We start from the raw sequence: 14,558 nt of genomic DNA, 5'->3' as shown, positions 1-14,558 counted from the left end.
TGTAGCACATGAAGGATACTAGATACACCGGAATTATCTGGCATGTTGCTGTTGATACAAAAGCTGCTCGATGCGCTCGACTAACCGGCGTAGATTAACCGGCTTAGCTAGATAATCGGTTGCGCCGGCTAGCAAGCAACGTTCGCGATCACCCGGCATCGCTAACGCAGTGACGGCAATAATCGGCGTGGCACTGTACATCGCTTGCGCGCGTAATTGCCGTATCGCTTCTAAGCCATCCATTTCAGGCATTTGAATATCCATGATGATCAGATCAGGCTGCCATTCGGCGGCAACTGCTAACGCCTCGCGCCCATTTCGCGCGACCCGTAACTCGTAACCACAGGCAGCGAGATATTCACTCATGGTTGACAGGTTAAGTTCGTTATCCTCGGCTAACAAGAGCTTGGCCCCCGCGCTGTGGCGCAATTCTGGCGCACTTGCTGGCTTGGGCGAAAAGGTGATATGGCTCAATGCCCGTCGTAATGCGCCCCGATCAACCGGTTGCACCAACCATGCCACTGCACCGGCAGCCAACGCTTGTTGGGCTTCATCCGGCATGACAATGGCGATTACTGGAATTGAACGCAATTCAGGATCGTGCTGCAAGCCGGCGAGAATGTCCCAACCCACACCGCCGGCTATGTGGAGATCGAGCACGATGAGGTCGGGACGCATTGCGGCTGCATGCTCAAGCGCATCATTACTCTGCAACACCAACACCGGCTGGATCTGCTGCTCTTCGAGGTAGCGGGCCAATTGATCGGCCATCATCCCCGCATCAACTATCACCAACGCCAACCGCAGCGGAGACAAGTCGTCATCAGTCGCGGTCACAACCGCATGCGTCGTCGGTTGATAGGGCAACGTCACCGTGAAGATACTACCTTTTCCCGGTTCGCTGGCTACTGCAACGCTCCCACCATGCAAATCGGCAAGCCGGCGCACCAATGCTAACCCCAAGCCGCTACCCTCGTGTTGGCGGCTGAGGCTGCTATCGAGCTGCACAAACGGCTGGAAGAGGTATTGCAACTGTTCAGGCGCAATACCAATACCGGTATCGCTAACAGCAAAGGCAATCGTGCCTTGGTTCGCATCGGTCGCAACGCGCAACTCCACTGAACCGCCGTTAGGCGTAAACTTGACGGCATTGCTCAACAGATTGACCAGTATCTGTTTGATGCGGCGGGGGTCGGCTATAAAGCGTGCCTGCGGATTGTCGATCCACAACGAAAGGCGGATCTGTTTCTTGTGAGCCTGCTCTTTGACCAGTGTCATGCTCGCTTCGCACAGATCACTGAGTGCGACTACCTCTTTGATGATATCCATCCGCCCCGCTTCGATCTTGGCCAAATCGAGCACATCGTTAATCAGAGCCAACAAATGGCGTCCACTCGCCTCAATTGCCCACACAGCTGCCCGCTGCCGCTCGTTAAGCGGGCCACGCAACTCTTCTAACAGACTCTCGCTGAGGGCAAGGATCGCATTCAGTGGTGTGCGCAGCTCATGGCTCATATTGGCGAGGAATTCATCTTTGGTGCGCACAGCCCGCGCCAGTTCAGCATTGGCCCGGCTCAATTCGGCGGTGCGTTCGGCGACGCGGCGGGCGAGCAGATCACGTTCAGCCTGCAAGGCTAACTCAGCCATGCGCCACGCCGTCACATCACGCACAATCGCGATCGCCTCATCACCGGCGGGACTGGCCTTGATGCGCGCTTCAAAAAAGCGTTCGTGATCGTCAATCGTAAGCTGATAATCCACCGTCTGTAGCTCACCGGTGAGAAAAGCGGCATCTAGGGCGACCCGTAACCGATTGCTTATCGTAGCGGGTAAGACGAATTCAAATGGTTGATTAAGAAACTCGTCCGGCGGCCTGAGCAACATCGAGACAGAGGGCGCCGAGAAATCAATTAACACACCCTGCCGATTAAGCCGAAAGACGAGATCGGGCAAGGCGCTAACGATTAAGTGGTTACGTTGCTCACTCGCTCGCAATTGCGCCTCTTGCCGCCCAACCATGATGGCAAAGGCAATATCATCGGCAAGTTCTTTGAGCAAGCGCACTTCGTCAGCATCGAAAAAAGCGGGCTGGCCGGCATAGAGGCTCAAAGTCGCATACACCGCGCCATCGACCAGCAATGGAAAGCTTGCTAAGGCGCGATACCCTAACCGTAGCGCCGCTTCACGCCACAATGCCACCCGTTCATCAGTCGCAAGATTATTGACAATCATCGCTTGACCGCCGCTCAGCGCCTGCGCCGTCGGGCAGGTCGTATGTTCGGTCAGCGAGATCTGAAGGTGTTCGAGGTAGTCGCCTACTTCTCCGGCGAATGCAACCGGCACCAACCGATCACTACCTGCTTGTCGCTGCCCGATCCACGCCATCCGAAACCCGCCCACTTCAACCGCAATCCGGCAGACTTCTTGAAAAATCCGCTGCGGCTCTCGTTCGCGAATGATCATCTGGTTAATGGCGCTGAGCAAGGCATAGGTCCGGGTGAGGCGGCGTTGGCGCGCGTCGTGCTGCTGGCGTTGGCCGATAAAAAGAAAGAAGACCGTGAGGCTCGCAACGGCGATAAGTATGCGGCTCATTGCATCCCAATTCAACCAACGGTTCGGGTACGTTGCGCCGGGGCGCAACGCAAATTGCCAGACCCGGCCATAGCGTTGCTGCTCGATAACGATAGCGGTCTCGCGCATAAATACTGCCAGATCAAGCTGCTCTAGCGATTGCGCTGCGCCCGATGCGTAAAAAGCGAGCGGTTGCGGCGTGCCATCGGTGACGTCTAGCAAGAGTACCTCAAGATCAGGCGGAACGACCGGCCGCAACGCTTGCTCAATCAACTCTGACGGCAACACTAAAAACATCACCATCCCGCTAATCCGGCGCTGGCGTTCAGCCACATCTTGCGGCGACGGCCCTGCGGTATACACCGGCGCCAGCAACAACACCGACGGCGTCTTTACCGTTGACACCCACGGGGAGATCGGCCCTGTCATCACGATCTGCCCACTATCGCGCGCCTGCGCCAGCGCATCGCGCCGTACCGGCTCGACCGCCATATCCATGCCTAACACCGAACGGCGCTCGGCAAACGGTTCGACATACGTCAATGGGTAATACTCAGGCCGGGCACTTACCGGCGGGCCATAGGCTCCCGGCTCGCGTACCCGAAAGTCTGGCAAGCCGGTTTCCTGCATCCGGCGCTCGAACGCCACTTGTTCAGCCTGTGTCACTCGCTGCGCCCAACCAACTGACTGTAACGCCGGTAGCTGATTGAGGATTGTGCGCACAAAGACGCTAAACTCATGCTGTTCAACATACTGTGAAGCGAGAAAAAAAGCGCTAATGCTCTGAATCCCTTGTTCATAGCGCGTCATCCGGTCATCGATCAGACTCATGATCTCGGTGGTATCGGCTTGGAGCCGGTCAGCATACCGCTGTTGGACATCGCGCCAAACCAGTTGCAGGCTAAAGAGCAGCAATGCTAGTAAGAGGCTACTCACCGGCCACAGGAACGGTTCACGCATTGGTCGCCGATGCCAATAGGAGGCGCCAACAACAAGCCACGGTGTGACCAACCATACGCCAGCAAGGAAGTTGAGCCACCATTGCCAGCCAGCCAACGGCCAATCGTTAGCCAAGCGCACGCCAGCAGCAGCCATTGTTGCTGTGCCTACAAATGGCGCCGGCAAGGCGGCCAGCGCGAGTAACCCACAAACAAGGAAGACTCGCGGTAAGGAGACTGGCGGCAGCGGCCCGCCAAACCGGTACACGAGGAAATAACTCAGCCATGCCTGCCCCACAGCGACGCCGGCAAAGATCACCGCCGAGAGCAGCAACTGTGCAAGAGGGAGACCGAGCTGCCAGAAGACGGCGCCATATCCAACCAATGCACCGACAAAGATGACCGGCAAAATCCGGTTACCGGCTAGCAGCGCACCGCCTAACGCCACACCAGCGGCAAGCCAAATCAATGGCAAGCCGTGCATTGTGATGACTAGCTGCGCGCCGAGCCAGATCAGTGCAGCGTAACCGAGACCAAAGCCAAGCAGTATGCGCCGGCGTAGGTAGATCATTACCATCCACTCCGGTAGGTACGCCGACATCAACCAACGATACCAGAGTGAATCGTAGCATGGCGGATAGATTTACGCCAGCGCTGGCGATATTTCCGCCAAGTGGCGATACGCGCCAGCAAAGTACAAGAGCGGCTCCCCTTCAGATGCGCGACGTAGCGCAAGCACGCGCCCTAACACAATCAGATGATCGCCGCCGTCGAGGATGCGATCGCGGGCGCAAACCAGTGTGGCAAGGCTATCGCGCAACACCGGCGCGCCGGCCAGTTCGATCATTGGGATGTCAAGATCAGGCTGTGGCCGGCCAGCAAAATGGCGCGCAATCGCTTCTTGATCGGCGCGCAAGATATTCACCGCAAAATGAGTCGCTGCGCTGATCACCGGCGCCATGCGCGCGTTGCGATCAACACAGACGAGTAATAGCAACGGATCAAGAGAAACTGAAGTGAGCGAGTTGGCGGTCATGCCCCGGATCTGCTGGCCATCACTGGCGGTAATTACCGTCACCCCGGTGGCAAACAAACCCATTGTGGCGCGATAGTCACGCGGATCGACAGTCATTGAACATCTCAACATATTTCAAAACTTCTTCCTTGTAGAAGTATACGCCGAGTAAGGTAAAATGAGCAAGGCGTTCTGGAGGGTGGTCATCAAAATTACCGCGCCATTCCACCTAGCGGGAGCGTGCTTTGAGTGGGCTGCGCCCGCTACGCTGGCTGTTCGAACAGAACATGCAATCGAGTACAACCGTTGATCGCTGTGCGATACCTCACCGCTCGGCACTGAGTTCCCTTCCCCCGTTGGCGTGGGGCGGGGCTGGAGATGAGGGTGCTATCGTGCTTACCGCTAAGGGTGCCGAGGGCGCGGCGGATGATCGTCATCCTAAAAAACCTTTGCGTCCTTTGCGTTTAAAATCTCTGTGGCTTTGCTCGCTTTACACCTTGGGATCGGCCCTCACCCCCCCAGCCCCCTTTCCCACCTCACGGCGGGCGAGGGGAGCCGTTGGATGGCGGGCACAGCATTGCGGGAGCGGAACGCAGGAGCGACCTTCTCCTACCAGCATTGAGGGATGGACAGAAATTTGGTCGAGTACAACCGATAACCGCCGTGTAATGCCTCAAAGCTGAGTTCTACTCCCCTCTCCCACGCTAGTGGAAGAGGGGCTAGGGATGAGGGTGAACCGGCGCATCACAACGCCATCAACGACATCTACGCTCATATGTACTGTCCGTCCTTGAACGCTAGCTGTCGGCCATCTTCACTATGTCATACCAGAGAGGACGTAATAAAAGTAAGTACACAAGAGCCGCCACCGTTCTGGCCCTTCCTCCCCACGCCTTACTTCCCAACTAGTTGTCTCTTCGCCTGCTCTGTGCTATGCTGTATAAAACAAGTTACTGTCGTAAGATCGGTTTTTATCGAATAGGTGCAACGATGACCATCACCGATCGCATGCTAACCGGTGCTATTGCCAACAACCCCGGCAATTACCATGGCGATGGCGAGTGGCGCTACTCGATTACCCAGCGCACCCTCTACTTCAGCAAAGCAGCCGCCCCCGATCCACGCGATAAAGAGCCATTTTTCCCCCTGCCATCACTAAATCCCGATGGATCAGGACGGATGGAACGCGCGTTTCGCCAGTTTATCCGCCGGCGTTGGCCACCGAGCCGGTGCGCCGAATTAGAGAAGTTTGCCGAACGCAAAGGGTGGCATTTGGCGATGGAGTTGAAGTATGGCGGCGGCGCACTCGAAGACCACGAAGCAGCCGAATGGCAGTACGTGGTCAATCGTGAATTGCAGCGGCTTGCCGCCGAAGTGCGGGCCCGCATCGCCGAACTAGAGGCGCAAGCTACCCAACCTGACCCGACACCTGCATCTGGCGGATAAATGTCCAACCCAACTGGCGGTAGACCAACGTCGCCGTGATGGTATACGCCTCACCGGCCCGCGCCGTCCCAATCAACGGCACCTCAGCCTCGAGCGCCTCGCCATCAACGGTGACGCTGCCGGTGGCACCACCAGCAAATTGTAGGTCAAAGATCACGTTCACCGGCCGGCTGCCGGCGCTGTAGCCCCAACTCACGGTCGCATACACCGGCCCGATCCCGCTGAGGCTAGTAATCCGCAGATTGCGCAGCCGCGCCGGAATGATCGCGCCGCGCACCGTCATAATGGTCACCACCGACCAGAACGAGAGCCAGAACCCGCGTTGCAAGGCTTTCGTGTTCATACGTGGATCTTCCTCCGCGCCGGATCGCGGTGCGGGCGATAGAGGATCGTCGTGTGGCCAATCATTGCCACCAACATCGCCCCGGTCGTCGCCACTATCGTCTCGACCAACTCCTCTTTCATATCTTTGTAGTCGATAAACCGTACTTTGATCAACTCGTGGGCATCAAGTTCTTGCTCGACCTTCGACAGAATGTTTTCGGTCAGGCCATGCTTACCGATCATCACCGTGACCGGCAACGCATGGGCGAGGCGGCGCAGATACGCGCGTTGGGCAGGAGTCATCAGGGAGCAACCTCCTCTACCGCGGCAGATGTGACGTCATACTGGCCACGGAGATCATTCCAGCGCACCCGGAGCACATCACGCAAGTTGCGCCACGAGTCGCGCAGCGGATTAACTTTCGTTTCCGCACCGTAGCGCCACGTCACCGGAATTTCGGCGATTGGGTAGCCACGGCGTTGGGCAAGGAAGAGCAATTCGACATCATACGCGGTCACAGCGGCGCCGCGCACAACTGGCGCATCATCGCCATACATACGCACCCGGCGGAAGAGATCGCGGGCCACATCACGGCGCAACGCCTTGAAGCCGCACTGGGTATCGTTAATTCCTTGCAGAGCCACGAGGCGAATGATCCAATTGAACACCCGTCCCATCACATGCCGGTACCACGGTTCGCCCTCACGGGTCGCACCAACTCCCTCACGCGACCCAATCGCAATCGGATAGCCGGCCTCGATCGCGGCGCGCAATCGCGGCCATTCCTCGATCGGCACCGCTAAATCAGCATCACACAGCAAGATGATCGATCCGCGCGCTGCAAGCGCCCCCGCGCGCACCGCAAACCCTTTGCCGCGATGATCGCAGCGCAACACGGTGACAGCGGGGAAGGCAGCGGCAATCTCGGCGGTGCGGTCCTCGCTGCCATCATCGACAACGATCACTTCGCTGGCGTATGGCTCGGCGGCGAGAAAGGCCATAATTGCGGCGAGCGTTGCCGGCAAGCGCCGCTCTTCGTTGTACGCTGGGATCACAATAGATAGGAATGGTTCGTTGGTCATGATGGACTCTGCGTAGGTGGCTGGCCGAGCGCCAATGCGGCGACGACCGGCGCTGTTTCTTCTGGCAATGCGGAACGGCGTGATAGAAAGCGCGGCAACTCGCGCCAACCAGCCAATTGGCCACGCAGCCGCGCCCGTGCGGCTGGTTCTCGCACATGCAACAAGCTATGCAGGGCAAAACGCACCTGCGAGATCACTAGCGCCGGCCAATAGCGGCGCACCAGCGGCGACGGCATATTTTTCACCCATACGAGCGGAAAATTGCGCCCGCAATAATAACTAGCCAAAACGCCACCGCCGCTGGCGCTCAGCCGGTGGTAGACGACTGCGGTTGGGACAAAAATAGTACGCAGACCTTTGCGCCGCGCGCGCAAGTTGAGATCGACATCCTCACAGTACATTACTAGTTCTTCGTCAAAGACTTTGCCATCTTCGGCCAGCAGTTCTAGTGCGCTGCGCCGATATGCAGCTGCGCCGGCGCATGGACCGAACACCTCGGTGTAAGCATCGTATTGGCCACGATCGACTTCCCACACGCCGCGATTGCCCGGCTCGCCATTCAACCGATAGAAATCTCCTGCCGAATGCAACACCTCGCGCCGGTCGAACAGACGCAGCTTCGCGGCGGCAAAGGCAAACTGCGGCCAGCGTTCAAGCGCGCCGATCAGCGCCTCTAACCACTCAGGGTCAGCTTCGGTATCATTGTTAAGCAAGACCACAAAAGGGCGCTCGGTCGCCGCTATCGCTGCATTCACCGCTGCCGCGAACCCGCGGTTCTGCGCCAACGCCAACACCCGCACTTCCGGGTAGCGTGCCTGTACCAACGCTACCGAGTCGTCGGTACTTGCGTCATCAACCACTGTTACCACAAAATCACGCCGAGTCTGCGCGCGCAACGAGTCAAGACACACCGGCAGCAAAGCGCTGCCATTGTAATTGGGTACAATCACATCAATCATGGTAATGACACTTCGCGGCGCAGACGGGCAAGATAGGCGTCAAGCGCCTCTTGCCACGAACGGAAGGTAATTCCCAACGCTGCACCGGCCACGTTGGCCAGCGGGGTATAGGGCGGCGGTGTGCTATCGCGTTGAAAATCGCGCAAGCGAATAGGGTGAAGCGGGGTATCAATACCGGCGCGGCGCAAGATTTCAGCCGCAAACTCGTAGCGTGAACAGATGCCATCGTTAACAAAGTGATAGGTGCCGTAGTAATCAGTCGTGATCAATTGCGCCAAACCCGCTGCCACATCAGGCGCGTAAGTGGGACTGCCGATCTCGTCAGCCACCATCCGCAACCCGCCCGCCGGCGGGTTAGCCGCTAACCGCAACACCGTGCGGACAAAATTGCGTTCACCGCCAAACAGCCATGCCACTCGCACGATAAAATGGCGCGGCCATAGCTCACGCACGGCTTGCTCACCGGCCAGCTTGCTCTGGCCATACGGATTGATCGGGCCGGTGGGATCATCCTCAAGATACGGCCGCCGGCCATCGCCGGCAAATACCTCGTTGGTGCTGATATAGACCAGCGCTGCATTGATCCGGCGACAGCCAAGGGCCACATAGCGCGTGCCCAAGCCATTGACCCGATAGGCCAACAATGGATCGCGCGCGCACCCATCCACATTCGTATAGGCGGCAGCGTGAATCACCACCTCGGCGCCGGTGGCCGCAATCTGATCAGCAGTTGCCGGATCAGCCAATTCAAGCTGGCCGTGTCCCAACGGCGCTAGATCGTGCTGATCGGCGAGCGCGGCCATCACAGCCTGCCCTAATTGCCCATATGCTCCAGTGATTGCAATCCGCAAGCTCTGGCTCCTTCTCTGCGCTTAACCGGCTTCACAGAGTAGCAGAAGAGCTGATAAGCGTCAACTTAACGTTCACCTGCACCGATCACGACGCCACGCGCCTGTTCTTCCGCAAAAGGAATGCGGATTTCGACACAGATTCCGGGCCGATCAGAGCGATTATGTATCTGGTAGCTGCCGCCAACCGCCAATACGATCCGCGCCACCTGCGCCAACCCCAGCCCCATCCCTTCAACCTGCCCGGTAAAGCTGCGCTCGGCCTGATAGTACGGCTGCCAAATCTTGCGCAGTTGTTCTGGCGGCAGATGTATCCCATCATCGCAAACTAGCAACCGCACCTGATCACGAACCAGATCAGTATCAACGCGCACCATCACTGCCGGATTGCGTTGGGGATGAAATTTCTTGGCATTTTCGCACAATTCCCGCAATATCGTTTCTAGGCTACGCCGCGAAATTCGCAACCGCCGCGCATCGAGCGCGGGATCAAGGTTGAGACTGACGGTCTGCATCCCCAATTCTTGGCTGATCGCAGCGATCATGGCAGGTAGTTCAAACACCGTGCATGTATCAAGGTAGTGCGCATCACCGGGACTGCGCACATACAGCAAAATATCATCAATTTCGCTTTGCAGCCGGTGCGCGCCGCTGAGGGCAATAGCCGCAATGTTCCGCGCAATCGAACGATCGAGCTGATCCATATTATCGTGCAAGATGTTCAAACCACCAATAATGCTGACCAGTGGTGTGCGCAGTTTATGCGAGATCGCGGTATGAAACGTCCACATCTCGCGTTGGACCGTGATTTGTTGCGTCACATCACGGATGATCACGACAATTTGATCGTCAGCCGGATGGATGAGCGCCGGCTCAACTTTGAGCCATTGTTCAGAACTATGCAGCGTTTCAGGATGCACTAAGAAGCGCTGGAGATCAGTCGGCACCGGCCACTGTTCCCATGCCTCGGATGGCGCCAACTGGTACCGCTGCGCAGCTAGCTCGCAGAAGGGCTTGCTCGGCTGTTCATCAGCCGTCAAACCAAGATATGCACGGGCGCGGGCATTGGCGTAGGTGATCCGATCTTGCTGGTCAAGAATAAGGTATGCGTTATCCGACGTCTCGACCACCCACTCAAACCGCGCTCGTTCGGCATTCACGCGTGCTTGCTCTTGCAAGAGCCGGCGGTATCGATTCAAGCGCAATAAGGTGTTAACCCGCGCTTGCAATTCACCGAGATCAAACGGTTTGGTAATAAACTCATCGGCACCAACCTCGAATCCGCGTATTTTTGCTTCGCGATCATTCAAGGCGGTGATCATAACAATCGGAATCTGGGCTAACATCGGATCATCGCGCAACAATCGGCATACTTCAAAGCCGTCAATATCCGGTATCATGACGTCGAGTAGGATCAGATCAGGGTGATACTGTCTGGCCAATTGCAACGCCTGATCGCCGCGCTGCGCAGTTAGCAGACGGAGGTTGAATGGGGCTATTGTTTCGATGAGCAGCGCACGCATCTGCTCATCGTCATCAACGATTAACACAGTATTTTGCTCCATGGTTATATCCTACCACGGAGCTGTTACCATTGTCATGACAAAATTGTTTATGTTCGGTCTAGGTATGGCTTAGATCGGACCGACCTTGCCCCGCGTGGCCCGCACAATACTGAGCACTTCCTCATCACTGAGCGGATTGCCATTCTGCTCCCACCATTGCCGGTACCAGCTTAAATTGGCAGTAAACCCCCGGATAACCTCATCACGATTTAATGGCGGCACCTTGCGCCGTAACGCTTCCCGTACCTCTTGCCGATCGCTTTCAGTTAACTCTGGCAAGGTCTCAAGGATGCGATCTGCGCGCAATAAAAACAGCTCACGCTCAATCGTCGGAAATTCCCCTCCGATCTGGCGAATATTGCCGAGATAGGCAATCGTGCGTTGCCGCGGCTGCCCCCGTTCGTCACGGTAACTCTCGACAAGATAGGCGTCATGGAAATTGGTATTGGCAATCTCTGCGTTTTTGTGCCGCCGCACAACCCAGCGAATATACATAGCGCCGGCTCCTGTGCGAATACTCGTCAAGCTCAGATTGGACGATACCGAAAGAGGTATACCTACAGGTATACCTACACAGACAGGAGATGAGACCTCTACTCTACGCTGATCTTCAACGGTCGCAGTTGCTCGTACACGCCCTCTGCCTCAGCGAGGGGAATGTGCCTTCTAGCAGCCAGTGATGATATGCCAAGATAAGACTTTTTTATCTTGTTTGCCTATTATATCATGACATGCCAACTTTGGCATGACTTTTTTGCTTACAAGTCAAAAAATTGTCTGAAAAACACTTCACAGCAACGCAGCATCGTGGAGATGAACGTTCATCTTGGGCAGAGTATCTCCTGTCGCTGCTACAACTGCCCATTGCTCACACCGCTCTATTCTTACCGCGAGCACGATTGTCAGCCGCGAGCAATGCAAACTGCTCGTGTGGTTACGCATTTTCAATTGGCATACAAACACCGGTCGCCGCCCTTCACACTATTGTGAGGAACAGCAACCGGTGAAAGAACCGCAAGAGAACTGTTGCTAGCGCTGAATGATTGGCACCAGCACCCGATAGACGAATTGTACCGCTTGTACCGCCGGGCTATGCAACGCGAATTCGTTACGCCCGCCACCTGTCTCGATCTCGACCAGCCAGTAGTGATAACTCACGTTTGGCTGAGCCGTGCGATCAAACCACTGGTAGCTCGCGCCGCTGCCTGCGCTGCCCTGCGCTGGTATCAGCGTCGCCACGATCGGCACCGCATCCGCTCGGTTGCCGCTCGCGCTGCGCAGGATCACGAAGCCGAGCGTATCCCGTTCGCTGCCCGTCACCCAGCGCAACAGCACACCGTTGCTCTGCCGCTCGGCGGTGAAGCTGAGCAGGGTGATGGCCGTTGGCGGGGCCGGCTGGTGGATACCCGCCCACCAACCGAGGTCGGTTTGGCCGCTCGTGAGTGTGAAGACCTGCGTGCGTTGCGTGTTCGGGTCAACATCGCTGTCACGCCCGCTATCGCCACCCTGACCTTGCGGACTGAATGCCCAGCCATTCGGTAGGCTAAACTCGAGATAGTAGCTCCCCGGCGGCAAGTTGGTGAAGAGGTAGCTGCCATCATCGCCGGTCACTGCCGTGCCAACCAGCGTGCCGTCGGCACGGTAGAGACTCACAGTTACTCCGCTCACCCCTTCTTCACCTGCCTCGGCAATGCCGTTCTGGTTGCGGTCATGCCAGACACGATTGCCAAGCGTCGCCGGTACGTATAGGCCGGCATCCCACGTCAGATCAATTGTTCCGCTGGTGACGGTGAACGTGGCGGTCGTTCCGCTGTTTGGATCAATATCCGAGTCAGCACTGTCATCACCACTGCGGTTAGCCACGGTGATGGCATAGCCGGCTGGTGGTGTGACGGTGATAGTGTACGACCCCGGCGGTAAGTCGTCGAACCGATAGTTACCGTTGTCGTCGGTCGTCACAGTGCGCGTTATTGTCTCGCCTGTGCCGGTGGTGCCGGTCAATCGCACCGTCACCCCAGCAACGCCTTGCTCACCCGCGTCTTGGACACCGTTGCCGTCCACGTCCAGCCAGACTCGATCACCCACAATGGCTGGTCGGTACAGACCAGCATCCCACGTCAGATCAATGTCGCCACCGCCGATGATGAAGCGGTCGGTTGCTCCGCTCGACGGATCGACATCTGAGTCGGCACCGGTATCACTGCCACGGTTGGCGGTGATGATGACGTAGCCAGCCGGTGGTGTGATTGTAATTGTGTACTCACCCGGTTGCAGGTTATCGAAGCGGTAGTTGCCGTTGCTATCGGTGGTCGTGCTCCGATCAACGGTATTTCCGTCAATATCGAAACCGGTTAGGCGCACGGTTACACCCTCAATACCCGGCTCGCCTGCGTCTTGCACACCATTGCCGTTGCGGTCTTCCCACACTCGGTCGCCCACGCTGGCCGGCAAGATGAGACCAGCGTCCCAATCCAAGGTGATCGTCCCGCTCGTGAGCGCGAAGACGGCGGTCACGCCGGTGACCGGATCGGCGTCTGAGTCGAGTGTTTCATTAGCGCCTTGATCGGCGGCGGTGAAGCGCGCCCCCACCGGCAATTCGCTGAAGACCAGATAGTAGTCGCCCGGCAGTAGATTGGTAAACTCGTAGAAGCCATCACTATCGGTGAACTGCGTCGCTACCTCCACATCGTCGGAAGTGCCGGCAATGCCGTCAGGTCCCACGTAGTAGAGGGTAACCCGCACGTTGGCCACTCCTAGCTCATCAGGGTCTTGCCGGCCATTCCCATTGCGATCGCTCCAGACGAAATCGCCTACTACGGCTGGCCGGAAGATACCGAAGTCGATGGTAAGGTTGCTGTTGCGGTCATCGCCATCGACGGCTACATCCGGCTCGCTGTCGGGTCGCAGTTCGATCAGGCTACTGACGATATCGAGGACCTGCTGGGTGCCGTTGTCGTCGTCGTCACGATCGGTGTTCGCATCAACACCCGGCTCGAATGGCCCGAGGGTAAGCGAGAGCGCACCGGTACTGCTGCGATACCCTGACCACGGGCTATCAGCCGCGAATTGAGCGCCCGGTAAGACCACGAAGTAGTTGCCTTGTGGCAAGCCGGTAAAGAGGTAGTTACCGTTGCTGTCGGTGATGGTTAAACCAACCAACTGATCAGCGGCATCCCATATGCCATTGCCGTTGCTGTCACGGTAGAGGCGGACTCGCACACCGCCTGCGCCCGACTCGCTACTATCAAAGACACCGTTGTTGTTGGAATCTTCCCAGACCAGATTACCCAGACTGAGCAGCGGGTAGAGTCCGGCATCGCGGGTGAGATCGCTCTGACCACTGACAAGGGTGAAGACCGTCGTTTCACCATTCGTCTCTACGTCACTATCAACAGCGTCGTCACTGCCTTGATTGGCCGGGCTGAAGGTCAATCCAGCCGGGATGTCGCTGAAGCTCAGTCGGTAGCTGCCCGGCGGTAGTCCGGTGAAGAGGTATTCTCCGTTACTGTCGGTCACAGTTGTACGGCTGATGTCATCCGCCGTGCCGAACTCACCATCCGGCCCGGCCCCGGTCAGGGTGACGGTCACGCCGCTGATAGCAGGTTCGCCAGTATCTTGCAGGCCGTCGCCGTTCACATCGCGCCAGACGAAGTTGCCGACGCTAGCTGGCCGATACGCACCCGCGTCCCACGTGGTGTCGGTCTGACCACTCGTGAGCGTGAAATTCGCGGTACGACCGTTCGTGGGGTTAGCATCCGAGTCAACCGCATTATCACTGCCCTGATCGGCGGCGGTGAAGACATAGCCGCT

Annotated in this window: 11 protein-coding genes; 1 reads left to right on the top strand and 10 read right to left on the bottom strand. The window is 57.5% G+C overall.

Going from position 1 to position 14,558, the window contains the following annotated elements; translation table 11 throughout:
• Positions 1 to 33: 33 nt before the first annotated feature.
• Both Q1A59_RS17905 and Q1A59_RS17900 read right to left on the bottom strand, forming a co-directional pair.
• Complete coding sequence (locus Q1A59_RS17905; protein WP_298482401.1) at positions 34 to 4,080, bottom strand: CHASE domain-containing protein; 4,047 nt, start codon at positions 4,078 to 4,080, stop codon at positions 34 to 36.
• A gap of 72 nt (positions 4,081 to 4,152) precedes the next feature.
• Complete coding sequence (locus tag Q1A59_RS17900) at positions 4,153 to 4,641, bottom strand: flavin reductase family protein (protein ID WP_298408229.1); 489 nt, start codon at positions 4,639 to 4,641, stop codon at positions 4,153 to 4,155.
• A gap of 873 nt (positions 4,642 to 5,514) precedes the next feature.
• Here Q1A59_RS17900 and Q1A59_RS17895 point away from each other — a divergent pair.
• On the top strand, positions 5,515 to 5,970 hold the full coding sequence (locus tag Q1A59_RS17895; RefSeq protein ID WP_298408239.1) for a hypothetical protein: 456 nt from the start codon (positions 5,515 to 5,517) through the stop codon (positions 5,968 to 5,970).
• Here Q1A59_RS17895 and Q1A59_RS17890 read toward each other — a convergent pair.
• The 8 genes from Q1A59_RS17890 to Q1A59_RS17855 form a co-directional block, all read right to left on the bottom strand.
• Positions 5,933 to 6,313: a hypothetical protein gene (locus tag Q1A59_RS17890; RefSeq protein ID WP_298408242.1), complete on the bottom strand. Its 381-nt coding sequence runs from the start codon at positions 6,311 to 6,313 to the stop codon at positions 5,933 to 5,935. The genes Q1A59_RS17895 and Q1A59_RS17890 overlap by 38 nt on opposite strands.
• Positions 6,310 to 6,597 (bottom strand): YhbY family RNA-binding protein, encoded by a 288-nt coding sequence (locus Q1A59_RS17885; RefSeq protein WP_298408254.1) that lies wholly within the window; start codon positions 6,595 to 6,597, stop codon positions 6,310 to 6,312. The genes Q1A59_RS17890 and Q1A59_RS17885 overlap by 4 nt, the downstream gene beginning before the upstream one ends.
• Positions 6,597 to 7,376: a dolichyl-phosphate beta-glucosyltransferase gene (locus Q1A59_RS17880; RefSeq protein WP_298408257.1), complete on the bottom strand. Its 780-nt coding sequence runs from the start codon at positions 7,374 to 7,376 to the stop codon at positions 6,597 to 6,599. The genes Q1A59_RS17885 and Q1A59_RS17880 overlap by 1 nt, the downstream gene beginning before the upstream one ends.
• Positions 7,373 to 8,335 carry a glycosyltransferase family 2 protein gene (locus Q1A59_RS17875; protein ID WP_298408260.1) on the bottom strand — a complete coding sequence of 321 codons (963 nt, stop codon included), beginning with the start codon at positions 8,333 to 8,335 and terminating at the stop codon, positions 7,373 to 7,375. The genes Q1A59_RS17880 and Q1A59_RS17875 overlap by 4 nt, the downstream gene beginning before the upstream one ends.
• Positions 8,332 to 9,186, bottom strand: a complete 855-nt coding sequence (gene rfbD / locus Q1A59_RS17870; RefSeq protein WP_298408263.1) for a dTDP-4-dehydrorhamnose reductase — start codon at positions 9,184 to 9,186, stop codon at positions 8,332 to 8,334. Before rfbD ends, Q1A59_RS17875 begins: the two co-directional genes overlap by 4 nt.
• Before the next feature lie 65 nt (positions 9,187 to 9,251).
• Positions 9,252 to 10,748, bottom strand: a complete 1,497-nt coding sequence (locus tag Q1A59_RS17865; protein ID WP_299645321.1) for a response regulator — start codon at positions 10,746 to 10,748, stop codon at positions 9,252 to 9,254.
• Positions 10,749 to 10,817: 69 nt separating this feature from the next.
• On the bottom strand, positions 10,818 to 11,243 hold the full coding sequence (locus tag Q1A59_RS17860; protein WP_298408268.1) for a hypothetical protein: 426 nt from the start codon (positions 11,241 to 11,243) through the stop codon (positions 10,818 to 10,820).
• A 534-nt stretch (positions 11,244 to 11,777) separates the two neighbouring features.
• Positions 11,778 to 14,558 (bottom strand): SdrD B-like domain-containing protein (locus tag Q1A59_RS17855; protein ID WP_299645320.1); only part of this gene is annotated, 2,781 nt, incomplete at its 5' end.

It is taken from the genome of uncultured Chloroflexus sp. (assembly GCF_937951745.1).
GTDB lineage: Bacteria > Chloroflexota > Chloroflexia > Chloroflexales > Chloroflexaceae > Chloroflexus.
The sequence above is the reverse complement of the archived record's forward strand: the minus strand, read 5'-3'. Positions and strand labels throughout refer to the sequence as shown.

Bases quoted from the DNA above. Each gene is read 5' to 3' on its own strand.
- Q1A59_RS17905 (WP_298482401.1), bottom strand. From the start codon at position 4,080: ATGATCTACCTACGCCGGCGCATACTGCTTGGCTTTGGTCTCGGTTAC.
- Q1A59_RS17900 (WP_298408229.1), bottom strand. From the start codon at position 4,641: ATGACTGTCGATCCGCGTGACTATCGCGCCACAATGGGTTTGTTTGCC.
- Q1A59_RS17895 (WP_298408239.1), top strand. From the start codon at position 5,515: ATGACCATCACCGATCGCATGCTAACCGGTGCTATTGCCAACAACCCC.
- Q1A59_RS17890 (WP_298408242.1), bottom strand. From the start codon at position 6,313: ATGAACACGAAAGCCTTGCAACGCGGGTTCTGGCTCTCGTTCTGGTCG.
- Q1A59_RS17885 (WP_298408254.1), bottom strand. From the start codon at position 6,597: ATGACTCCTGCCCAACGCGCGTATCTGCGCCGCCTCGCCCATGCGTTG.
- Q1A59_RS17880 (WP_298408257.1), bottom strand. From the start codon at position 7,376: ATGACCAACGAACCATTCCTATCTATTGTGATCCCAGCGTACAACGAA.
- Q1A59_RS17875 (WP_298408260.1), bottom strand. From the start codon at position 8,335: ATGATTGATGTGATTGTACCCAATTACAATGGCAGCGCTTTGCTGCCG.
- Q1A59_RS17865 (WP_299645321.1), bottom strand. From the start codon at position 10,748: ATGGAGCAAAATACTGTGTTAATCGTTGATGACGATGAGCAGATGCGT.
- Q1A59_RS17860 (WP_298408268.1), bottom strand. From the start codon at position 11,243: ATGTATATTCGCTGGGTTGTGCGGCGGCACAAAAACGCAGAGATTGCC.